General features: G+C 55.8%; 16 protein-coding genes. 2 read left to right on the top strand and 14 right to left on the bottom strand.

Features of this window, described 5'->3' with window-relative positions; translation table 11 throughout:
* Positions 1–32: 32 nt before the first annotated feature.
* The 6 genes from RB_RS17640 to RB_RS17620 form a co-directional block, all read right to left on the bottom strand.
* Positions 33–1,421 (bottom strand): class-III pyridoxal-phosphate-dependent aminotransferase, encoded by a 1,389-nt coding sequence (locus tag RB_RS17640; protein ID WP_007338764.1) that lies wholly within the window; start codon positions 1,419–1,421, stop codon positions 33–35.
* 512 nt (positions 1,422–1,933) lie between these two features.
* Positions 1,934–2,278 (bottom strand): Uma2 family endonuclease, encoded by a 345-nt coding sequence (locus RB_RS28385; protein ID WP_315851300.1) that lies wholly within the window; start codon positions 2,276–2,278, stop codon positions 1,934–1,936.
* 9 nt (positions 2,279–2,287) lie between these two features.
* The gene (locus tag RB_RS28380; protein WP_011121942.1) at positions 2,288–2,593 is read right to left on the bottom strand and encodes a PDDEXK family nuclease; all 306 of its coding nucleotides are present in this window, start codon (positions 2,591–2,593) and stop codon (positions 2,288–2,290) included.
* Between the two features lie 104 nt (positions 2,594–2,697).
* Complete coding sequence (locus RB_RS17630; protein WP_011121941.1) at positions 2,698–3,168, bottom strand: hypothetical protein; 471 nt, start codon at positions 3,166–3,168, stop codon at positions 2,698–2,700.
* A complete protein-coding gene (locus RB_RS17625) occupies positions 3,165–4,226 on the bottom strand; it encodes a hypothetical protein (protein WP_231845741.1) in 1,062 nt (353 codons plus the stop codon). Before RB_RS17625 ends, RB_RS17630 begins: the two co-directional genes overlap by 4 nt.
* Complete coding sequence (locus RB_RS17620) at positions 4,213–6,408, bottom strand: carboxypeptidase regulatory-like domain-containing protein (protein ID WP_231845740.1); 2,196 nt, start codon at positions 6,406–6,408, stop codon at positions 4,213–4,215. Before RB_RS17620 ends, RB_RS17625 begins: the two co-directional genes overlap by 14 nt.
* A gap of 232 nt (positions 6,409–6,640) precedes the next feature.
* Here RB_RS17620 and RB_RS17615 point away from each other — a divergent pair, with 232 nt between their 5' ends.
* Entirely contained in the window at positions 6,641–7,471 is an 831-nt protein-coding gene (locus RB_RS17615; protein ID WP_164922163.1) for a phosphoribosylformylglycinamidine synthase subunit PurQ, read from the top strand.
* Positions 7,459–8,340 (top strand): class I SAM-dependent methyltransferase, encoded by an 882-nt coding sequence (locus tag RB_RS17610; protein WP_011121937.1) that lies wholly within the window; start codon positions 7,459–7,461, stop codon positions 8,338–8,340. The genes RB_RS17615 and RB_RS17610 overlap by 13 nt, the downstream gene beginning before the upstream one ends.
* Before the next feature lie 326 nt (positions 8,341–8,666).
* Here the strand turns inward: RB_RS17610 and ccsA are convergent, their stop codons facing one another.
* From ccsA to ptsP, 8 genes are all read right to left on the bottom strand, one after another.
* Complete coding sequence (gene ccsA, locus RB_RS17605) at positions 8,667–12,320, bottom strand: cytochrome c biogenesis protein (RefSeq protein ID WP_164922162.1); 3,654 nt, start codon at positions 12,318–12,320, stop codon at positions 8,667–8,669.
* Positions 12,321–12,387: 67 nt separating this feature from the next.
* Positions 12,388–13,620 (bottom strand): hypothetical protein, encoded by a 1,233-nt coding sequence (locus RB_RS17600; RefSeq protein ID WP_164922161.1) that lies wholly within the window; start codon positions 13,618–13,620, stop codon positions 12,388–12,390.
* A gap of 408 nt (positions 13,621–14,028) precedes the next feature.
* The gene (locus RB_RS17595) at positions 14,029–16,224 is read right to left on the bottom strand and encodes an FdhF/YdeP family oxidoreductase (RefSeq protein ID WP_011121932.1); all 2,196 of its coding nucleotides are present in this window, start codon (positions 16,222–16,224) and stop codon (positions 14,029–14,031) included.
* 21 nt (positions 16,225–16,245) lie between these two features.
* On the bottom strand, positions 16,246–17,583 hold the full coding sequence (locus RB_RS17590; protein ID WP_164922160.1) for a sulfatase family protein: 1,338 nt from the start codon (positions 17,581–17,583) through the stop codon (positions 16,246–16,248).
* Positions 17,584–17,617: 34 nt separating this feature from the next.
* On the bottom strand, positions 17,618–19,183 hold the full coding sequence (locus RB_RS17585; RefSeq protein ID WP_007332236.1) for a sulfatase family protein: 1,566 nt from the start codon (positions 19,181–19,183) through the stop codon (positions 17,618–17,620).
* Positions 19,184–19,188: 5 nt separating this feature from the next.
* On the bottom strand, positions 19,189–20,793 hold the full coding sequence (locus tag RB_RS17580) for an Rne/Rng family ribonuclease (protein WP_007328924.1): 1,605 nt from the start codon (positions 20,791–20,793) through the stop codon (positions 19,189–19,191).
* Between the two features lie 111 nt (positions 20,794–20,904).
* A complete protein-coding gene (locus RB_RS17575; protein ID WP_011121928.1) occupies positions 20,905–21,606 on the bottom strand; it encodes a TIGR03936 family radical SAM-associated protein in 702 nt (233 codons plus the stop codon).
* Positions 21,603–23,423 carry a phosphoenolpyruvate--protein phosphotransferase gene (gene ptsP, locus RB_RS17570; protein WP_007328922.1) on the bottom strand — a complete coding sequence of 607 codons (1,821 nt, stop codon included), beginning with the start codon at positions 23,421–23,423 and terminating at the stop codon, positions 21,603–21,605. Before ptsP ends, RB_RS17575 begins: the two co-directional genes overlap by 4 nt.
* Positions 23,424–23,571: the final 148 nt, after the last annotated feature.

The following is a 23,571-nucleotide window of genomic DNA, read 5'->3' as shown; positions in this document are numbered from 1 at the left end:
GACTCATTGCTTCGTCCACGACGTTTCGATTCTTACTTTTGCGAAACGAACTTTTCGAGGGATCGGTCGAGCAACTTGATCGCCGCGTCGATGTGATCGTTGGTGGTGATCATCGGTGGCGGCAGGAAACGCAAACGTGCCGGTTCGGCACCGCAGAGGAATCCGAGCAAGCCTTCTTCGAACATCAAGTTCATCAGCAACTTGGCGTGATCGAGTGTGCCGTCACCGGGTGTGAACACGATCATCATGCCTTCGCCGAAAGGACCTGAAATCGACCCAGGATATTTGTCGACAAGCTTTTGAAGTTGCTCGGCAAAGTAGGCGTGGCGTTTCATGTTTCCGCCGTCCGCACCGAAGCAATGGGTGGATTGCAATGCATCCAACGTCGCCAGTCCGGTCGAAATCGCGGACGTCGATCCGGTGAACGTTTGACTGAGGATCGGTGCCTTGGGGTGGAAGTCGTTTCGGTACAGCGTCGCGCAGACCTGAGTGATCTTGCCAACGGTGACGATGTCGGCGAATTGGTCCAGGCCGTAATGTTGAAACGCAAATGGTCGGCTGGTTCTTGAGAACGTTTGCACTTCATCGAAGATGATCGGTACGCCCGCTTCCCGGAGTGGTTCGCACAGTGCGGTGAAGAAGTCGTGGCTGCCGGGGTAGTAGCCGCCTTCGCCAGCAATTGGTTCAGCCCAGAATGCCGCGTGTTTTCCTGGATAGCGTTTGAGCAATCGTTTCAATTCATCGACTGCCCATCGTTGAGATTTCTCAGGGTGATCTGGATGCAGGAAGGGCAAGTAGTCGACCTGGATCGCTTTGGGCAAACCGTTTCGGTAGGCGGGGCGATCGGTCAAAGCAGCCAACGCGATCGATCGACCGGCGAAGGCGTTGTCAAAGGCGATGATTCGGTCGGCGGGCTGTCGGTGGTGGAACGCGAGCTTCAATGCGTTTTCGTTCGCCATCGCGCCGCTGGTGGAAAGCAACACGTGTTCGAGCGGTGCTCCTGATTCGGACGCGAGCGAAACGAGTCGCTGCATCATTTCGATGCTGGCGGGGTTCTGTTGCAGATTCCCCTGCATGACCGTGTCTTCGATCGCAGCATCGATGCTGGCCGAGACCAGGTCGGGATTTGAGTGACCGCCGCCATGCACGCCGATTCCGCCGATGAAATCCAGTTTGACGCTGCCATCAGCCAGTTCGACGTAGGGACCGTTTCCGAGTCCGGACGCAAAGTAAGGCCAGATGGGTGGGCCGCCTCGGGCGCAGGTGAACCCGTCGATCAGGGATTGGTAGTTCGCCGATTGGTCGGGATCGCTGGGCGAAACATCCGTCATGGAAGCGGAATGATCACGCATTGCTTCGGCAATCAATTGCTTGGCTTGTGCGATTCGGGGGTCCTGACGAAGTGATTCGGCGTGAAGCATGTTCAAAAGCGATTGGCGAAAACGGTATCAAACGAGGGGGACCCCCGAGCTACAACAGAGAGCACGCATCTTGGTTCCCGGTTCGGTTCTTGGCAATCACAGACGCACTGTGTAGCCGGATTCGCCAAGAATTCGGACCCTCACCACTTCGTGCTTCTCACGTCCTTCGTGGTCTGAAAACGACAGCAGAGTCGAACATTTGTCTCCAAATGTTTGCTTGATGGGTGAGTGTCGTCGAAGCAGCGTGACGCGAGCGGTTGGCAGTGGGATGGGGGCGACGAGGCGTGGCGTTGGAAAAAGGCTTGACGGAACAACTGTTTTACTTTGGTGGCGTCGCCCCAGCCCCTGAAGCGACTCGGTTCGCAGCATGCCACTTCATTCCCCGAAGTTCCTTAACAGGCTGTTGATTTATTGAGCCGCACCGCGTTAGCGGCGGTTGATTAGACGCCAACCGGGGCTAACGCCCAACGGCTAATGATTGTCATTCGGTATGCGACTAAATCAACAGCCTGTTAAGCCAGGATCTGGGCGAGTGCCGCGAGGTTCTTCTCTTCGTCGAAGAGGGCTTCGACTTCCAGCTCCAGGCCGGTGACTACGGTGCTGACCAGGCGTCCCGAGGAGGATTTCATTCGCAAATGGTAGGTCCCCTTCTCGAGAACGAATTGCTCGACGGTCGCCTCTTCGGTGCTGATGATCCAGTATTCGCCGACCCTGTTGGCGGCGTAGTCTTCGAATTTGACGCCGCGATCGCGTGCCTCAGTTGATGGCGACAAGACCTCCACGGCTAAATCCGGTACCGGGAATTTCATCGTCTCGGGTTCAACTTGGGAAGTTTTTTCAAGGCCGAAAAAGACGATATCTGGTTCTTAATCGTTTCGAGGGAAAACGCAGAGGCACTTTTCCGCTTTGACCGTGCCCAAGCGATGACGCGCCACGAAGGTGTGGATCAGTTTTGCGACATTGAGCGTGGCGTCCAAATGACGGTTTCGAGCGGGGGAATGCAAAAGGACCTCTCCATCGATGAACTCGATCTTTTGTTCAGGCGTCATCTCGTCATAGAAACGCTCTCGAGCGTCGCGTTCGGCTTGAAGTTGCTGCGTCAAACGATCGACCAACAACGGCAGTTGCGGTGAATGACGAATCGGTCGAATCAGTTCGTCGAGGGAGTCCATCGGAGGTCCAATTGATCGGGGCAGAACGACGGTCGAACTCAACCAGTTTAGCTACGTCGCCGGATGGAGGCTACTTTCGATTGTCTTGCAATCGTGGGCACAGCTCAACGTCGATCGTTTTGCTGTTCTGTTCGCCCGAGTCCCGGTTGATCGCTTGCAGGTGTTACTTTGATCTCGAAATCCACCTGCTTCAATTCCTGGGTCCCGAAGCAGATTGTCCCCCTCCAAACGAACTCAGCCGATTGGTCCGGCATCGTGGCTGAACCCGGAAAGACGATTTGACCGTGCGATGGAACGATGCCTCGCGATGGTTCCATTTTCATGCCGCAGCAGGTGAAGATGCTCGCGATAGAAATTGGACGAGAAGACGGGTTATCAACCAGCAATTCCAATTGAAAATGCTCGCCCGGCGCGATCGATGTTGGAATGTTGTAGGAAACCAATGGCGTCGACGACGAAGGTTGAGCGGATTCGTAGAAGCTTACTGCGCAAGCAATCGCGACGAGCGATAGGCCGGCGATCAATGCGTATCGCGTTTGGCTTCGGGGACCGGTTGAAACATTAGTGGCATTCATGACGGACGTCGACGAGATCGAAGGAAGTGGGCGGCGACGAGCATGATTCCCGCCGCGGCGATCCAAAAGGACGTCCTTGAAAAAAGCGACGGCGATATTGATGCGTCCGATATCGGTTCAGGATATCCAAAAGAGGTCAATCGGTTTCCGTCGTCGGCAATTGCGGGTGAAACCTCAGCTAGCATCAAGTGTTTGGTGATTTGGTCCGCTCTATCTTCCGTTTGAAATTCTTCCACCAGTGTGACCGGCAACGAGGCCGATGGATCGCTAGCTTCATATTCGTAAGTAATTTTAGTGGTGGCTACGACGGCCCCCAATTCGTCTCTTGCGACCAGTCGGTGGGCAAGTGGATTGCCAGTTTGGATCGAAAACGTGTAGTCGCATTCGTAGAACCCACTGTCTTCACGCGTCCCATCGGAGAAGCCGACCCGAGGATCGATCGGCAATTTGAAGGATGCGACCACGCGATCGGGATCTTGCGGATCGAACTGAAGGGATTGGTGCCAACCTTGGTCCATCCAAAACGCCAGTGGCGGTACAACTTGGTCGGTGATCCAGGCGTAATTGGCTCTCCAGTCATCGCCTTCATTGATAAAGTCCAGCGTGGGCCGATCTCCGTCGGGGGAAAGGTAAGCTTCGTAGTCGGGATTGCAGATGTAGATTCTCTGATCTGAGTCGGATGAGTGAACGATTCGGTCTTTTAGATTCGCTGAGTCATCCCATTTTGGATGAGCGTCTTGGAACCTCTCCCATCCAGGATCGTCTTCGACTCGGAAGCCATCGGAGAATCGTGACCATCGCTCGTGAAAACGTGATTGGACGGGAGGTTTATCCGTTGGGACGCTGGTCTGTTCCTCAATGACATGAAATTGCACTCGTTCCAGTTGGCTGGATCGAGCAATTGCAGTGTCAAGCAAAGACCAATCGGCCGATTGCAACGTGGTGTGCGAGAGGACTAAGCAAGCAAGCAGACGCCAACCTGTTTGGAACCATGATTGGATATCGTTGACCACGTTCGACTTTGTCGATTCAGCGGTGAAGGTCTCATGGACGATCATTCGCATACCCGTCCCAGGACTGAATGGCGTGGTGGATCAATTCGATTTTGTGCTGACGCAGCGAGGCTGGGACGCCATCGGGAACTGCATCGTTGAGCAGGATGTTCCCGTCGGGGTCGATCAACAAGTAGCTGGGGTAGGAATCGACGCCCAGTGCCCGATACTCCTTTGAGATTTGGCCCCGCGAGTCGTCGACCACAATCGCGTAGGGCATCTTGTTTTCGTCCGCAAATGTTTGAACGACTTCGGGTTTCATCGAGTTGGTATGCACGCTGACGACGGCGAACTTGTCGCTCGGGAACGCATCGTGGGCGACTTTGATTTGAGGCATGTCGCGGTGACAGGGGCCGCAGCCGATGAACCAGAAATCGAGCAACACGAAACGCCCTCGGAATGCCTCCAGACTTGTCGCTTCCGTGTTCAGCCAAGTTCCGGATTTCATGAGTGGCGCCGGTTGTCCCACGACTCCGGCCGGGTATTGGTCCCTCAAGGCTTCGATGTGCTCTTGGATTTTCTCGTATCGCGACTGGTCGGCTACCTTGTTGATCTCCGTCAACCATTTCGGCTCGTCAGAGGTTAAGGTGACGATCGTATCGGAGGACGAATCGTGCTGGAGCAAATCGACGTCCGTGCTTCCTGTGAGCTTACCGTGGGGATCGATGGCAAGGATCGAGGCGTCAGGTTCCAGCCCTTCGCCTTCGGCCGCGTACGGAATCCGCGTCATTGTCAGTTCAAACCTGCCGTTTTCATCGGACAGAGCCACCGGCAAAGTGTCTCCTCGGCCGAGACTCGTCAGTTTCGCGATCACGCCAGGAACCGGTTTGCCTGTCGGATCCTGAACAATGCCGCGGATGATCGGAACGGGCAGCAGCACGACATCGGGCAATGTTTGATCAGCGTCCGGCGTGACTTCAAAATCGGGTATCTCGTCTTTGGTATAAAAACCATGGTGCATCGCTTCGATGGAAACCGCTCCGGGAGCGAGCTCGATTTCATAGTGGCCGGTGGCGTCGGTGGTTGCTCCTCCCGCAACCGTCATGGCGGCCGCTTTCTGAAACGGGGCAATCGTGTCGGCGGAGTCGCCGGAAGCTTCTTTGATCGCTTTCATCCGCTCCGTATCAATCAGCATACCTCGCACATGCACGTTTTTGATGCCATTGCCCAAATGGTCGACGACGCGACCCCGTACCTTTTGTTTTGGGTAGGCTTTGAGATCGATCGTGGAACTGTCCACGCCATTGAGGTTGAGTGGTTCAAAGGGCGAATCGGGAAAGTTGTATCGAACCGGACCCACGAAGTAGTCATCCATTGCGACGCGAATCTCACCGAAGTTCGTGGACTCGGCTTGGAATCGGATTCGATTGTCGTTTATTTCGAAGGGATGACGAATCGTCAGCCCGCCGAACGATCCGCTTGTGGAGGCCATCATCAAAACGTCCGCAGTCGTTCCATCGGGGATCGTTTGGCCGGTCCCCACAGGTTGCAGCACGACCTCGACCGGGACGCCTTTGTGCAGCGTCACGGAGGAAACCAATCCATCGACCGGTTCCAGTTCGGCGACCTTGGTCGGTTTCCAATCCGGATGGATCACCGTCAGCGACAATGAAACATTGGCGGGCATCGGCGGCAACTTCAGTTTGCCCGCCGCGTCACTGACTTGCCATGGCACTCCGGCACTGGCGGCGATGCCTTTGTAGAGCACGAACTCGGTACCGTCTTGATCGGTGTACTTCAAAACCATCAGTTCGGCACCGACGACCGGCTGGCCGTCTTCGCCGCGCACTTCAATCCATCCTTCCACAGGACGGTACATCGTGACAGTCAGGTCTCGGGTGGTTGCGGTGGTGAACGTGAGAGCAGGCGTTTTTCGAACGTAACCTTCCGCTGAAATTTGGACATAGAGGTAGTCGTCCAAGGGCAGACCGGCGAGTTCGGCCTCGCCATTCGTATCGGTCTGGGCTGTGTTTCCGAGGGGAGACATCTCTCCGGTCCACCGAAACGCTTCCACGCTCGCGTTTGGAATTGGGCCGCCGAATTCGTCTTGGACGCTGACCTTTAAAGTTGCCGGCTCCGGTCTGGAGTTTTCTTCCGCGTGCGAGATGGGCATCGCCAGTAGCGACATAACCAGGAAGCAGGTGACCGCGAGCGATCCAACCCAACATCTCTTTGACTGATACAGCATGGGATTTGTTTTCCACCAAGAACGTAGACGGCAAGGAGACGGCGCCATTGTATGAGCTTCGCCGACTGCCAAGGTAAAAAGCGGCCAAAGGAAGTGAACGCTGCTGTTTTCCGGTGCCATCCCCCAAAAAAATGGTTCTCTGGCGGGGCACACACTTCCGACGGATGACACGAAAAACTAAGCTTTGCGGATTGGATTTTGTTCACCTTCCTGCCTGAAAAGCTGCTTTTCCATGCCTCAGCCTCGCGTTCTCGTCCTGCGTGCTCCCGGTACCAACTGCGATGTCGAAACCGCTCATGCCTTTGAGTTGGCCGGTGCGGTCGCCGAACGCGTCCACGTCGGGCGACTGATGGAAAACGCGGCTTTGGCGAGCCGCTACCAAATCCTCTGTCTTCCCGGCGGATTCAGCTACGGCGATGACATCGCGGCCGGCCGAATCCTGGCGACTCGGATGCGGCGGCACTTGGGTGACTTGATGCATCACTTCGTCGACAGCGGCGACAACTTGGTGCTGGGGATTTGCAACGGGATGCAGGTCCTGATGCGCTTGGGCGTTTTGACCAGCGGCGTCGGGCAGTTGCAGACCGCGGGCGGACCCGCCGAATCGGCGGACGACTCCGTTCCACCCGCCACATTGACCTGGAACAACCACGGTCGATTCGAAGATCGCTGGGTGAACTTGGCCGTCGACAAAACGCCGTGCGTGTTCCTGCGAGACATCGAGCAAATGTATTTGCCAATGGCTCACGCTGAAGGCAAGTTCATCGCCCGCGACGCGGAAGTGTTGGAAGAGTTGCGATCGGCTGGACGATTGGCTCTACGATACTGCGAGCCATCCGGTGAAATTCAATCCGAAACGTTGCCGTTCCCAATCAATCCCAACGGTGGTGACGCCAACGTGGCCGGGGTGTGTGATGCCAGCGGCCGCGTATTTGGTTTGATGCCGCACCCCGAACGACACATTGATGCGACTCAACATCCGTTTTGGACTCGTCGCAAAGAGCAGCCCGAACACGGTGAAGGGTTGCAGATGTTCCGAAACGCGGTGGAGTGGTTTGCTTGAGCGAGCCCGTGACGCCCGTCGAAGAGTCGGAAACTCGGTTCGCATTTGGCAAGAACTGGGCGTCGTTCCTGGATCAGTTTGACGCCGAACGGTTGCAGCACGCGACGTCCTCTTTGAAGTCGCTCTTGCAAGTGGAATCACTGGCGGGCAAACGGTTGCTCGACATCGGATCGGGCAGCGGTCTGTTTTCTTTGGCGGCTGTTTCGATGGGTGCCGAAGTCGTCAGCGTGGATTTGGACGATGACAGCGTGGCTTGCACTCGAGAGCTTCGCGAGCGAGCGGTCGCGGAGAATCCGTCTGTCGCTGAGCAATGGCAGGTTCACCGAGGCTCGGCGCTCGATGCGGAGTGGTTGACTTCGCTTGGGACGTTTGACGTTGTCTACAGTTGGGGAGTGCTCCATCACACCGGCCAAATGAACACGGCGATTGAGGCAACCTCATCAGTCGTCGCACCTGGTGGTCAGTACGCGATCGCGATCTACAACGATCAAGGCGGAGGGAGCCGACGATGGTTGCGAATCAAGCAAGGCTATCATCGCCTGCCTGCATTTTTACGCCCGGCGTACGTCGTTCTGGTCGCAGGTTGCTACGAACTGAAGTTCGCACTCGCGAGGCTGGCCCAAGGTCGCAACCCGCTGCCGTTTGCGGATTGGCGAGCGAAGAAATCGGATCGCGGCATGAACGCCTGGCATGACTGGGTCGATTGGATTGGTGGCCTGCCGTTTGAGGTCGCCAAACCAGAAGCCATCATCCTACCGCTGCGTGAAAAAGGGTTTGTCCTCGACAACCTTACCACCGTTGGATCGGGCTGGGGCTGCAACGAGTACGTGTTTCGACGCCTGGAAGAATCGGCGAAGTCATTGCCGTAGGCCATGTTTCACATGGCGATGTTTGTTGGCTGGACGATTTACCATGTCAATGACATGCCCGACCGCGAACACGCCTCGCTTTGTTCCAAAGCATCGGCGTGGTCGCCAGGTGGAACCTGGCCTACGACCTGAAATGTGGTTGCCGGGTTCGCCAGAGTTCAGACGCCAACCTGTAACTCGGTGGTCCCCCACCGAGAACGAAACCTCGGTCACGGCGAGGACCGCCGCGCGACAGCACATCACTTGACGACCAAGCCCGGTTCACCCGGCATACGGATGCGACAAGGATTGCAAATTGATTCCCGCGAATTTTTGCAAAGAGGTTTTTATGATTCATCGGAGAGCGGACTGCGGGAAGGGATCAGCAGACCGGCGGCGATGAATGCGAATTGGGTGGCGAAGAAGATCGCCAGGTTGCGAAGCATGCCTTCGGTGAAGCCATAGCTGTGCAGACCGATACCCAGTTCGTTGGTGCCGAACCAACTCCAAGCCGTGATGATGTTGCCGCCGATCGCCAAGATGGCGAACCCGCGTGCCTTCACCATCCCGTCCCAGCGAGCGTGAAGCATCAAAGCGTTCCAGATGACGATCAACAACGCACCGTTTTCTTTCGGGTCCCAGCCCCAGAAGCGACCCCAGGAATCGTCGGCCCAAAGCCCGCCGAGCACGGTGCCGATGAAGCTGAACAGGATGCCGAAGCAGGAGGCTCCGTAGACACAGCGATACAAATCGCGACGGGCTCGATCACTTGCGTTGATCCAACCGGAGATCAGATACCCAATCCCGAGCAGGCCAGCGACAAGCGTTGCAACGTATCCGAGCGAAACGCTGATCACGTGTGTGCTGAGCCAGAACTGAGTGTCCAGCACCGCTTGCAGGACGCCCATCGTTTCCGCTTGGCCGACGTTCAGGGTCAGGTTGTACGCGACTCGCAAAGTCATCATCCCTGCGACCGCGGCGAGCATGTTGCCGGTGCCGTAACGGAAGATGCGTTCGACCACCAAACCAAACAGCACGGCCGCCCAGCCGATGAAAATTGCCGATGAGTAAAGGTTGATGACCGGAGCACGGCCGGTGATGTACACCCGAGACAGAATCACGATCGTGTGAATGATGAACGCGATCGCGATGGTTCCCCAAACCGCATTGCCCAGCCGAGGCGAATCCACTGCGAAGTAGATCAAACCCAAGATGATCGCCAGGATATAAAGCCCGGTTGCAATCGCCGTTGGGTTGGCGGCACCCAGCCATTGTTCCAGCGACACGGCAAAGTGATCGTAGCCGGAGATGTTGTAGGCCTGCACGGCAGCCAAATGCTCGTCGACAGCTTTGTTGAATGCGGCCGGGTCGCCTTCGCCATAATCGCGAATCAGTTCACCGAAGGTCCGAATACCGGGTCGGCTGTCTTTCGGGGCGATGCCCTTCTTGGCCATGTTGAAAAAGGCGGGAGCGAACGCGGTCCAGTCGGGTTGTTGTTCGCTGTTGGTGGCCTGTTCCATCGATGGTGGGATGATCGCCGGTGCAGGCATTTGTGCGAGGCTGTTCATCTGTCGTTCAAGTTGCCGCAGCGCGAACAGTTGGCGTGATTGTTCGCTGGTTCCTTCAGGGAAGAATTCTGCGGGAATGTCTTCGGGCACTGGCAAACGCATCGCAGCGGCGGCAACGGTGTATTGCCGGGTTCGCATGTCCAGTTCGATCGCCTTCTTGTCCTTGAAGTCTTGATCCAGCGATTCTTTTTCGCGCGCGTCCTTCACCATCTTTGTGAATCGCTCGAGGTTTTCGCCGATTTCATCCAGCGAATACAGTTTGCTTTCGCGACGATCGAGATCCAGCTCCGCACGAATTTCTTCGGCATCGATGCGGAACATTGGCAGGTAACGCAGGGCTGGTTCATCAATCGCAACTTCCATTAACCACTGCACTGCGGACAGTTTCTTGGTTTCAACTCGATCTTTGATCTCGCTCGGGGCGGCATCCAGCGGCAAGGAATCTTTGTTGGTCATCGCCTTCATTGTTTGCCGTGCATAGGCGTCCAACGGCATCACTCGACCGCCGTATTGCACTGGCACTTGGCCAAGAGCCGCCAGGTCAAACTCGCTGTCTCGGTCAATCGGTTTCAGTTTGTTCTTCAGCGACACGCTGGGGGCAAGGATCACGGTCACCAATGCCGCGACCGCAGCGAGATAAATGATGACGGGCAAGTTCTTCCGCGAAGCTGGTTCGGCGGTGACTTCGATGCCGTCCGAAAATTTGGAGGCGCCTTCTGATTTCTCGCTGCCAAATTCGGCCAACGCTCGTTCGTTTTCACGACGGCGACGGGAGATGAATCGAGTGAGTGTTCCCCAAAAGTGAACCAGCATTCCCAGCCCGGTGATGCTGCACGCGACATAGGGAATCAGCCAACCCGAGTTGCGGACGACTTGGATGCCGGTCAGCTCTTTTCCGCCGGGAAGAGGTGTGTAATTGGATTGATAGAACGTTTCGCCACGATAGCGAAGCGGGTTGTTCATCCAGACTCGTTCCTTGCGGTCTTCGCCGGTTTCACTGTCAACGATGCGGATGAAGGACGAGTAATCACGTGGCGTTTCGGTGCCGCTGTAGTTGACCCGCCGAACGTCTTCGAGCTGAACCCAGTACGGTTTGACTTCGCGGTGCAAACGCAATCCGATTTCGTATTCTTTGTCGCCCACGGTGATGGAATCAAACGTGTCTTTGGACGTTCCATCGGGGACCAGCATCTCACGGTCGTTGATCGACTGGCTGACCAAGAAGACACCAAGAGATTCGTCGGATTCGGGATCGATGAGTTCGACATAAGCGGCGGGGAGATTCATCGCCATGTCCGCACCGCCCGATTTGGGGCGTTCAGCAGCGGAGACTTCCAGACCGATTCCTTTGGTGGCGGGAGAGTCGTCCTGGTGTTCTTGGATGCCTGCATTTTCAAAGTATTCCAAGACTTTGATTTTGACAGGCAGTGATTCGTTCTCGATCGTGGACTCACTCGACGCGGCGCTGGCCAACCGCTGAGCCGGAACCGCGACGACGTTTTGAATGTCATCTTCGGTGTGAATGAACTGCAGTTCGATTTCGTCCAGGTTCACAAACGTGTTGGTGGATTGTCCTTCAACGAGACTGAGGCGTTGTTCCATTTGGCGGTCGCCAAACGCGAATTGCCCGACCATCAACAATCCAACACCGAGGTGCAGCAGCACATTGCCGCCTTGTTTTCCAAAGGCCAATTGGCATCCGATCAGCATGATCAGACCGGCGCCGACACCCTTGGCGAGTTGCCAGACGATGCGCAGTCCGGGATCGTCGATGCGAGTTCCCGTGAACAAGCAATACAACACCGTCAGCGCCAACGCCCCAGTCGCGAAGTAAGTCAGCCAACGCAGAATGGGGAGTTTAACCGAGGATGCTGCCATGCCCATCGCAATGGCACCGATCGACAAAACCGCCATGACCACTGCCCACAATCGATCGTAAGATAGCCAGCTGGGCGGTGTACCCTGCAGTCCATCGTCGTTGTGCCCGGTGAAGACAATCAGTCCGGCGACCAAGATGCCTGCGATCAAAAACGCCAGTCCGGCGGCCAAGCGGCCTCCGCTGGCCTGCAATCGGAACCGAGTGATCTTGGCCGCGATCAAGTTGATCATCAGCAACAGTCCAATCAACGCTCCGCCAGGAATACGCATAACACCTGGAATCGGCTGAGCGTGACGAAAGAACGCTTGCGGGAAGAAATCGTCGAAGTGCAGCTGCGCGAACCAGGTGAGGAAGTACCGTTGTTTGACCTCCTGCATGTTCAATTCGTCTTGAGCCAATGTGCCCACCAGCACGAGCACAATTGACATCGCGAACAATGCAACGGTGAACTTCAGCGACCCGGCCAGTGCGAGTAACCGCGAAGGGGCTAGCCAATCCGCGATGGATGAAACGCGATCGTCAGTGGCGTGGGTATCGTTGGTGACGGATGCCATCGAATGACTCTTGGAAGGTGGGTTCGCCAAATGAGCGGCGGTGAGGGCAGGGCGTGTGCTTTGAAAGTCAGTACTTCAAGGACTTCAAAAAACTTCGCATCGCTTCGTCTTGGTCCGCGATCACGTCGGCCGGACCAACCATTTTAATGAACAGGCTGAAATCATTTTCGAGCGGCACGATCGTCGCATCAATCGAGGAGGCTTTGTCGTCGCTCTTGTCTTTCGGTTGAAGAATAAACCGTTGGGCTTCGCGTCCGGCAACGGTCAGTTTTTCGGCGGATTCGAGAGCTTCGTCGACATCGGCGTCGTCGGGTTGGCCGCCCTCGACTTGTCCCATCCAACGAGCCACGTTGCCTCGCAAATCGCCACCGGCGGTGATGACTGTGATCTCGGCGGAGGATTCTTCGGGGCCTGCATTGAACGCCGCCATCCGCATCATGCTCATTCGTCCGTCACGCCATCCTTCAGGACGATCGAAGTCGAGGGCGGGGTCCGACTTGGGGGCGTCGTCGCTGTCGGATGCCTTTGGGAAGGCCCTCTCTTTTGGCGCTGGCATCGATTTGCCACTGGCCTTGGCTTGTTCAATCGCCTCCTGTGCATCGCGTGGCAAGCCGGCGTGAGGGTCAGACGCCGCAGGGGCGGTACTACTCGTCTTGGGACCGCCAGCCATCGAGGCAAATGGTGCTCCGCCTGCCATCATTGGTGGCCCTGAATCGGTGGGACGACCCGTGACATCCACCCAAATCGCGGGAGCGTCGGCGAACTCGTCCGATCCCGACCAAGTCATGGTCTCGGCGGAGGCCCATTCTTCTTTGCTGTCAGAAAGTCCGACCTGTTTACGCCATCGGTTGACGTTCATGACGACGAATTCGGACCAGTCGTCCATTCGGGAAAGTTGTGAAACGCTGAGGTCGAGTTGCTGAACAGGCGTGTTGATGTCGTAGGAGGCGAACCGCATCGTTCGGTCCGCACCTTTTCGCCAGTCCGAAGGAACTGAATCCAAATTGGGTTTGCCGTCTTCGAATTCGATGTTTTCAACAAACTCATGGAAGGTGTCATCGATCGAATCGACCGCTGATTTGCGACCCATGATTTTGAAGAACCAAGCTTGGTCCTTTTGCGGCAAAATCGCAGCGATCGTGCGAGTGTCTTCGGCGGCCAAAACCGCGGGCATCTTCGTTGGAACCTGGTACGTGATGATCGGTGCTTCTTGCGAGCAACCGGCCAAGACGCTCAGCAATCCGATGCACCAGAGGCTGGCGAGGATCGGGACGCATGACGTCCAGCGGGAATCAGGCATGCGACAAATAGGGGACGGCATAGGTGGGATGACGAAGAGAGTGGGGGAGGCGGGGAGCAGCCGTGATTGGACGCCGTGAAACTGCCAGAAGTGGGGCGTTTCAACAGGAATGCATTTTGAAATCCGGCATCCATCATGGTGACCGATTTTCCCGCAAATCCAAGATCAGATTAGCTGCTATCACTATTCAAACGCTGCTGCAGCCCGATTTGTTCTCACCGCGAAGTCGATGGACCGCTTGGGGGAACCGATTTCGACCGGCAGAAGCGACAAAGCGTCGCGGGGGTGGGATTGGACGCCGTTTTGGGGCGGTTTCGATTGGGGAGCCGGAATTCAGTGAAATTCCGCTACGAGAGCAAGCGGCAAGTTGGCGGATATCGCCGGATCCGCCATCAATTCAAGGTGTTTTCATCCAGCCACGACGCGGACGACAACGCCTTTGAAAGCAGGTGTCTTGCTCTGCGGGTCGGCATAACGGGCGACCAAAACGTTTGACTCGGGGTAATACATCAAAGCATTGCCCGGACGGATTTTCTCATAACCACGAGCCAGAATTCCGGGCATCGATCCGATTTCGTTTTCCACCGTCACGCGTTGGTCGTGAGTCAGCCCGAGTCGTTGCAGGTCGTCGGGGTTCATTAGGATGATGTCCCGGCGATCTTGGTTGCGGTACAGATCCTCTTCTTCATAAACGACCGTGTTGAACTGGCCCTCACTGCGAACCGTCATCAATCGCAGTTCGTTCTCGCCGGTGCCTTTCAGATCCGGAATCGAGTGGCAATGCAAAACCGCTCGGCCATCTTTGGTGCCAAATTGAGGTTCGTAGAAAGTACGCCCATCGATCTGGAACTCTTCTTTGGTCTTGTCGATGGCGGCGATCTTTCCGTAGCCAGGCACAACCCTTCCGATCCAATCTCGGATCGTGGATGTGTGATGCATTTGCTTCCAATCGATGCCCTTCGCATCTGGTAGCAAACGTTCGCCCAGTGTCGCGATGATTTCGACTTCGCTGCGAGGTCCAGGCAATCGTCGAGGACCACCGTCGCTCAGACGCACAAAGTTGAACATGGATTCTTGCGTGGTCGGTTCGGGTTCTTCATCCCGAGCGAGGACGGGCAAGATGATTGTTTCTTTGGCGAGCCCGTGAGCATGTCCCGTGTTCATCGTGGTGTTCATCATCACGTTGAGGTCGAGATTCGAAAGAGCTTCGCCGGCGAAGGTTGCATCCGGGTTGGACCCAAACAGGTTGCCGCCCAAGCAGAACCCGGCTTTGATCTTTCCTGACGCGGCGTCCTCCATGCAGGCGAGCGTGTCGAGACCTTCGGTTGTGGGAAGTTCCACGCCAAAGTGTTCCTGCAACGCATCGAAGATTTGTTGTTTCAATTTGGGTGTGACGCCGACACTGCCGATGCCCTGCACATTGCTGTGCCCGCGAATTGGCATCAGCCCGCTGCCCGGGCGTCCGACCATCCCGCGGCACATGGCGAGGTTGGCGATTGCTTGAACGTTTTCAACACCGTGTGCATGATGGGTGATCCCCATCGTCCAGGAGAACACCGCTCGTTCGCTCTTGGCGTACAGAGCCGCGATGGATTCCATTTCAGAGCGGTCGATGCCGGATTTGCGTTCGAGTTCTTCCCACTCAAACGCGTCCAACGCGGCGAGGTAGTCTTCGTGACCATTGCAATGAGTTTGCAGAAATGGCAGGTCGATTTGGTTGGTCTCATGCAGCGATTTCGCAATGCCCCACAACAACGCCAAGTCGCCACCAATGTGCGGCTTGATGTAGTGCGTCGCGACCTTGGTGCCTTTGAGCAACGAGATCGGATCGCTTGGAATTCGGAACGTCACCAATCCCGTCTCTTCGACCGGGTTGATAACAATGACCTTTCCACCACGGCGGCGGACATGCATCAAACTGGTCATCAATCTCGGGTGATTGCTGGCGGGGTTGCCGCCGATCAGAAAGACGCAGTCAGACTTTTCGAGGTCCTCGAGCTGAATGGTTGCCGTGCCACTGCCAACACTGCTTTGCAACCCGACGCCACTGGCTTGGTGGCAATAGAAGCTGCAGTTGTTGACGTTGTTGGTGCCGTACACGCGAGCGAGCAGTTGCAGCAAGAAACCGGCTTCATTGCTGCTGCGACCGCTGAAGTACCAAAACGTTTCTTCAGGCGACAGCGATGCTAGTTTGCCAGCGATGGTGTCGAAGGCTTCTTCCCAGGTGATCGTTTCGTAGTGTGAGTCACCTTGCCGGTAGCGAACCGGGTGAATGAGGCGGCCCAGGTGTTCCAATTCGCGGGGTGTCATCGCCGCGAGTTGTTCGATCGAAGTCTTTTTCCAAAATGGCGGTTCGATCCCGGGCTGCATGTCCGCGACCATTGCCTGCAAGCTTTTCTTGCAGACCTCGGGGAACGAGCCCGTTTCATTGACCATGCCGCCTTTTTGACCACCCATGCCGACCGCACAGGTCTTGCAAGAGTTTCGAGTCCGCATGGCTTTGTAGAGCTTCCAAACACTGCCGGTCTCACGCCCTTTTTTGAACGTGTACCAAATTGCTCGAAAGCCACCGCCACTGCCAACTTTCATCAAATCATCTTTCAAGACCGAGGGTGATGCAAGGAATCACGCCGAGTCCGGTGAATACCATTCATCCAACAAGGATTGCAGTGTTTCGACCTTCTCGGGCTGTTGATCCGCCAGGTTCTGATTCTCGTGCGGATCGTTCACGATATTGTAGAGCTCGGGTGACTCATCTGACATGCGTTTTGATGGATCAATCAGCTTGTAATCGCCTTGGATGACCCAGCGGTACTGCAAACTGGGAGACGGATCGTTCATGGACTGAATGTCGTGTTCAAAGATCTCTCCATAGATTGCGTCCCGCAGTTCCAGCTCATCGGAATCCAAGACGTCAATTCCTGGCAAACCTTCGGGGACTTCGAACCCAAGCAGTTTTTGAGTGGTCGGAACAACATCGATGGTGGATGCCAAATTCGTTGTATCCATCCGCGGTTCGATCACGCCAGGCAAACGGTACATGATTGGCGTGCGGGTGCCGCCTTCGTTGGGGCTGCGTTTGCTGCGGGGTGCATATCGACTCGCGTTGGTTTGGTTGATCCAACCGTTGTCGGTGACGTAAACGACGAGCGTGTTTTCGGCGAGCGAATGTTTATCGAGTAGACCTAGTAGCTCGCCACAGGTTTCGTCGAACCATTCGCACATCGCCCAGTACTTGGCCATCGGCAACGAGTCCGTTTTGTCTAGGTATTTTGCTAGCAAACGTTCTGGCGGATTGTGTGGCGTGTGGGGCAAGAACGGTGCGTACCACAAATAGAAAGGTTGTTTCTTGGATTGCGTGTCAGCCAGGAAGTCGTCGATGACTTTCAATCCCTCTCGGCCGATCTTCAAGCCGTCATCGCCATGGCGACCGTCGCGGGTGAAGTCACCATGGGTCATCGCGTCGGTGAAGCCAGCACGCGACGGTTTGCCTTCCCACCATTTTCCGGTTTGCAAACTGCGGTAGCCATGGGGAGCGAGTAGCTCGGGATGGCAATCCAGTTTGTCCACGTGCTGCAGGTAGTCCATCCGGTTTTGGACGTACGCGGGTTGGTTGTGTGCTGGCCGGCGATCGCCATTTTGCATGCCCGGCCATGGAGGATCATTTCCGACAATTCCATGTTGATGGGGGTAGAGTCCACTGATGATCGTGGCAAGCGACGGACGGCAAAGGCTGACCGGCGAATAGCCTCGAGTGAAAGTCAGACTCTCTTTTGCCAGCCGATCCAAGTTGGGCGTCTGGATGTGAGGGTGGCCCATGAAGGAGTAATCCGTCCACGCTTGGTCATCGCTGAGAATGACAACAACGTTGAGCGGATCATCTTGGGCGAATGCTTGTTCGCAAAACAACAGGGTGAAACAGATTACTGGCAACGCCAGCAGCAAGCGGTGGGGAGCGTTCATGATTGGTGGGGGTGGGACATGATGGAGGCGGGAGTCACTTTTCCGAGAAGTATTCTTTCGGGAAAGCGGCTTGTGGAGCTTGGTTTTTATCGCGAAGGGGAAAACGTGGGCCATGATCTTCCAACAAAGGCATCTCCATGCCGGCGCTGTTTTTCAGTAGCTGCCACAGTCGCTGGTTCAACGATTCGACGCGATCAGCATACCTGGAATCATCAATCAGGTTTTGCATTTCGCCCGGGTCTGATTCGAGGTCATAAAGTTCATCTCGATCCCACAATCCATGGCATCGGATGTATTTGAATCGACCGCCGATGACGGCATGCAACGTCGGCGTGTGGGGGTAGTTTCGTTCCCAGTAATACTCGTAAAGCAGCGTGCGATCGTTCAGGGACGAGGCGTCCGACGAACAGAGAGCTTGCCAAACGCTTTGTCCATTGATGTTCTTCGGCGCTGATGCATTGGCGGCTTCGAGCAGTGTGGGAGCGATGTCGATGTTGCCTACTAAGCCGTCAAATGGAACGCCCGCAGGAATCTTGCCTGGTGCGACGACCAGCAAAGGTACCTTGGCACTGGCTTCGTAAGCGGTGCGTTTGTCGATCAGACCGTGATCGCCAAATTGAAAACCATTGTCGCCCATGTAGACGACGATCGTGTTCTGATCGAGTTCTTGCTGCTTCAGAAATTCGCGAAGCTGACCAACCGAATCGTCCACTGCCAACAAGGATTCGCAGTAGCGACGGTAGTAAACTTCTGGACTGAAACCAGGCAGGTTGTAACCAAAATCAACCCCGTGACGACTGTTGCGTTGGTTGCGCACCCACATCGGTTTGTTGCCGGCATCCATCGCTTCGACGGTCGGGATCTCGATCGGCAACGCTTCGTTGTCATATCGGCCGCGATGCCGATCGGCGGGAACGAAATCTGCATGCACCGCTTTGTGGCTGACGTATAAAAAGAACGGTTTGTTAGGATCACGGCCCTTCAGCCAGTCCAGCGAGTATTCGGTCAGTTCATCCGTGATGTAGCCGCGTTGTGGAACTCGTTTTCCATTGACGTTGAAGCCGTCGTAGGTGGTTTGTGGGACTTCGCGAGTCGTGCCATGACCGTCGGGCCAATAAGTTCCTTGACCGCGGAACGAGACCCAGTGGTCAAAGCCACGTTGCGGGTCGTCGATGTCGCCACCCATGTGCCACTTGCCAATGAAGGCGGTTTGGTAGCCGGCGTCCTGCAATGACTCGGGGAAGAAAACCAGGTTTGGGTCGACGGCATGGTAGTTGTCGACCACGCGATGATTGTGTGCGTACTGCCCGGTCAAAATGGATGCACGACTGGGTGAGCAAAGCGACGTCGTCACGTAGGCTCGGCGGAGCATCGCGCCGTCGCGAGCCATTGTGTCGATGTGAGGCGTTTCTAAAAACGGATGCCCCGCAACGCCTAGACAATCAAATCGATGGTCATCACAGAGGATGAACAGGATGTTGGGCGGGGAATCGTTTGCTGCTGCTGCATCGGTTGGGATGCCCCAAGCAGCGACCAGTAGCGAAAAGAGCCCAACCACGAAACGAATTCGCGATTGGGCTTCGTTGACATCAATTTGCATTGGGTTCAAGAGTCGATTTCGACGCGTTCACCGTGCTCATCACGGCAATCCACTTCCAGGTGTTCCGGGAACAATCCTTCGCTGCCGAGAATTTGAACGGTCATGTTACCGCATTCTTCCATCTCGCTGACTGTTCGGCGTTTCTTGTTGTTCAAGAAAGCGGAAACCTCATCGTTGACACGAACGGTGACTCGAACGATGTGTTTGTTCTTCACCGCCAATGCCAGCATGCGGACGACTTCGATCGACATGCTTTCGGGAGTCTTGACCAGTCCGCGGCCTTCGCAACATGGGCAGTCTTTGTAGATGCTTCGTTTCAGGCTGGGGCGAATTCGTTGGCGAGTCATTTCGATCAAGCCAAACGGGCTGGTTCGAAGAATCTTCGTTCGGGCGCGGTCATTGGCCATCGCATCACGGAGGACTCGCTCAACCTTGCGCCGATAGCTCTCTTTTCGCATGTCGATGAAGTCATTGACGATCACGCCGCCCAGGTCACGCAGGCGAAGCTGACGTGCAATTTCTTTGGCCGCGGCAATGTTCAGTCGGAATGCGTTTTCTTCCGCCGACGCGTTGCCACGGAAGTTGCCGCTGTTGACGTCGATCGCCACCAAGGCTTCCGTCGGATCGATCACAATGGATCCACCGTCGGGCAGAGCAACCTGGCGTTGGTTGATCTTCACGATCTCCTCTTCCAAGTTGTATTTGTGGAACAGTGGTCCGGGCCCGTCGTAGTACTTCAAACGATCAACGACGCGAGGCATGACCATCTTTAAAAAGTCACGAGCCTTTTCGTAGGACTCTTTTTGATCGATCAAGATGTGGTCGATGTCATCGCTGTAGATATCGCGAATGGTGCGAATGATGAGATCGCTTTCTTCATAGATCTCGCCGGGTTCGGTGGTGTTTTCAACGCGGCGAACGATCGCTTTCCATAGTCGCAACAAGTAATCCATGTCGCGTTGCAGTTCGTCTTCGCTGCGACCGGCACCTGCCGTGCGGACGATGAAACCGAGGCCCTTTGGTGGGCTCAGCGATAGCAAACATTTTTTCAGACGCTTGCGATCGTCTTCGTCCTCGATCTTTCGGCTGACGCCAACACGCGACAGTGCGGGCATGAGCACCAGGTAACGACCCGGGATCGAGATGTAAGTGCTGAGTGTGGGCCCTTTGTTACCGATGCCTTCCTTGATGACTTGCACCAAGACTTCGTCGCCGCGTTTGAAGATCTCTTGGATAGGTGGTTTGTTGCGAGGGCGTCCGCCTTTGAACACGCGTGTGCTGCCACGACCGGATTCGCGATTTCGTTGAGCTGCCGCCTCGGCCATCTCGTCCGATTCCCGCATGATTTCTTCGGGATCGTAACCGCCTTGGCGGAAGTACTGCGGTTCAATGTCGCTGATGTGCAAAAATCCATTTCGGCCTACACCAAAGTCGACAAACGCCGCTTGGATGCTGGGTTCGAGATTGACGATCTTGCCGCGATAAATGTTGCCTGAATAATTCTCAACGCTCTTCCGTTCGACGTATAGCTCTTCAAGTCGATTGTTCTCGACCACAGCGATACGGCTTTCTTCGGGCTGAAGCACGTTGATCAGCATTTCACGTTTCATCTAAGTCACCTTTTCTTCGGTGTGAAATCGGCTTGATGTGATTGCCAACAAGGACATTCAAATGGACGCCGACGTTACGAAAGTATGTGGGTGCTCCTGAATCAGGAGCGTTCAATTCGGGTTCGGCCCTTTGAGTTCAACGCCGGTGCGAACAATCGTCGCGCCGCGTTCGGGCCAGTCGCTCAGGTCCAGCAGATCGAGGAGATCCTGCATTTTCAGCGACGCTCCATCGGCTAGGACCATACGAGCAAAAAGTTGGTTGTCTTGGAGTTCAATCGTGGGCAAATGTTCTTTCACGATTGCGGTGACCGTCTTGCCTTTCCGCTCGACGGAGACCGATTCTTTTTGTTTCAACGCTTCGATGTTTTGGTTGACTTGTTCGCGTTTGGATTCGTCCCAGTCGTCAGGCAGCGAAACGGTGTATTGGGTCGCCGCGATGCGAGCCTTCTTCACGCCGTCGGGAATCTTTTCAACCGAATGAATCGTGAGGCCGGGTTGCTCATCGCCACGGAGACGCTGCAACAGTTCGTCGGCTTCTATGTCTTCGCACAAGTCGATTTCAGCCACTTCATCGAGACTTTCAATCCCGAGTGGCAATGCCGATGGGAATGCAATTCGTGGTGTCGGGTGAAAGCCTTCGGTCATCGACAAGGGCAGGGCGACTCGTCGTGCAACGCGTTCGAACAACAAAGCCAAGTCGCGGTGGCTGATCCAACGCAGCAACCCTGTTTTCGCGAAACGAACGCGATAGCGGACCCGCAGTTGATCGGCGGGGTGCAAATTGGGTGATTGCCGAGAAGGCCGGGTTCTCATTGCATCACCAATTCAGGAGCCAAGTCGGACAGGCGATCCAGCAGATACAGGTCGACGTCGCGAGCGGCTTCCAGTTTCATCACGCGTTCGGCAATCGCTTTGCATTGATCGATCGAAACATTGCGTATGACTTTTTTCACTCGAGGCAGCGCCGACGGCGGCACACTGAGATTGCGAACACCCATGCCGAGCAACAACAGAGCGCGGCCAGGGTTGCTGCTCATCTCGCCACAAACGCTCACGGGCGTTTGGCTTTTTGCCGCCACATCGATGCTGTGTTGAATCAATCGAAGTACTGCGGGGTCGCTCGATTGATAGAGGTCCGCGACGTATTCGTTGCTTCGATCGACGGCCAATGTGTACTGAGCTAAATCGTTGGTGCCGATGCTGAAGAAATCGACTTCGCTGGCGAAGTGTTCCAACATCATCACCGCAGCCGGGACTTCGACCATCATTCCGACGGGCAAGTCGCTGCGGTACGGCAGGCCTGATTCCTGCAAGTCTTCGGCGACGACGTTCAGCAGCATGCGGGCCTGTCGAAGCTCGTTGATCGTGGTGATCAGCGGGAACATCACGCGAACGTCGCCATGCACCGCAGCTCGTAGAACAGCACGTAGCTGTGGCCGGAACACGTCGAGATTGCGAAGGGACAAGCGGATGCTTCGCAATCCTAGAAACGGATTGTTTTCGCGATGAGCCATGTTGCCACGGCCCATTTTGTCGGCACCCAAGTCGAGCGTCCGGATGACAACCGGGCGGCCGTCCATCTTTTGAACGACTTCGGAGTACGCCTGGTAATGGTCTTCTTCAGATGGTTCGTCATCGGAAGACAAGTACAAGAATTCAGTTCGATAAAGACCGATTCCGTCCGCACCGCGATCGATGCAGGCCACGGTCTCGTGTGGAAATTCAATATTCGCGTTGAGTTGAATGCGAACGCCGTCAGTCGTTTCGGCCGGTAGTTGGCTGAGTTCCGCCAACCGCACCGCCAAGGAACGCCGGTACTCCGCTCTTTCGCGGTAGTTTTCCAGAACATCGTCATCTGGATCGACAATCAGCTTCCCGCGGTCGCCATCGACGATCACACAGTTGGAGCCAGCGATTTGATGCAGGAAGTCACCGATGCCAACCACGGCTGGGATTTCAAGGCCTTTTGCAACGATCGCGGTGTGGCCGCCGGGACCACCGGTTTCGGTGCAGAATCCTTTGACGAATCGGCGGTCGAGGTTGGCCGTTTCGCTGGGCGTTAGCATGTGCGAAAGCACGATGACAGGTTCGCTGAGATCAGACAGGGGTTGGCGAGTGACAGCGCCGAGTTGCATCAGCAGTTGTCGCTCGATGTCCAGCACGTCCTGAGCTCGATCGGCCAGCAACGGGTTGTCGAGTCGGCGAAGAGCCGATGCGTAATTGTGCAGCACTCCGCTGACGGCAAACGCGGCTGATTGGCGGTCTTCGCCGATCCTGCGTTGCAATTCCGAGTGCAATCGCGGGTCATGCAGCATCTGCAATTGGGCTGCGAAGATGTCACCGGTAGAACGACCGGCGGTAGCAGTGGTTTCCAGCCGGCTGTGTTCCAGATGGGCGCTGACCAAGTCGACCGCTGTGTGCAGACGCGCGAACTCATCCTCGACGTCAGACGCCGGGACGATGCAACGCGGGATGCGGTATCCATCAGCGTCCAACACGAGGGCTGGGCCGATGGCGACACCCGGTGACACGGGAATGCCTTGCAATTCAAGCATCATGCTTCGATGCCGAATGACTCGATCCGATTGGTTTCTTCTTGTGCGTTCAGAGGTCAGGAATGTGCTAGGCACAAACCAAGTTTTCCAACCAACTGATTCTTCGTTCGCCGAGAGGCGGTTTCTTCACCACCCGCATGAATCGTCAGGCCGTGTGAATCACCGGGGCGTGGAAGTCGCTTGGTAGCGATCGATTCCACAACGCCAAATTCAAGCAGCCCGC

Source organism: Rhodopirellula baltica SH 1 (genome assembly GCF_000196115.1).
Classification (GTDB): domain Bacteria; phylum Planctomycetota; class Planctomycetia; order Pirellulales; family Pirellulaceae; genus Rhodopirellula; species Rhodopirellula baltica.
This window is presented reverse-complemented; position numbering and strand designations above follow the sequence as displayed.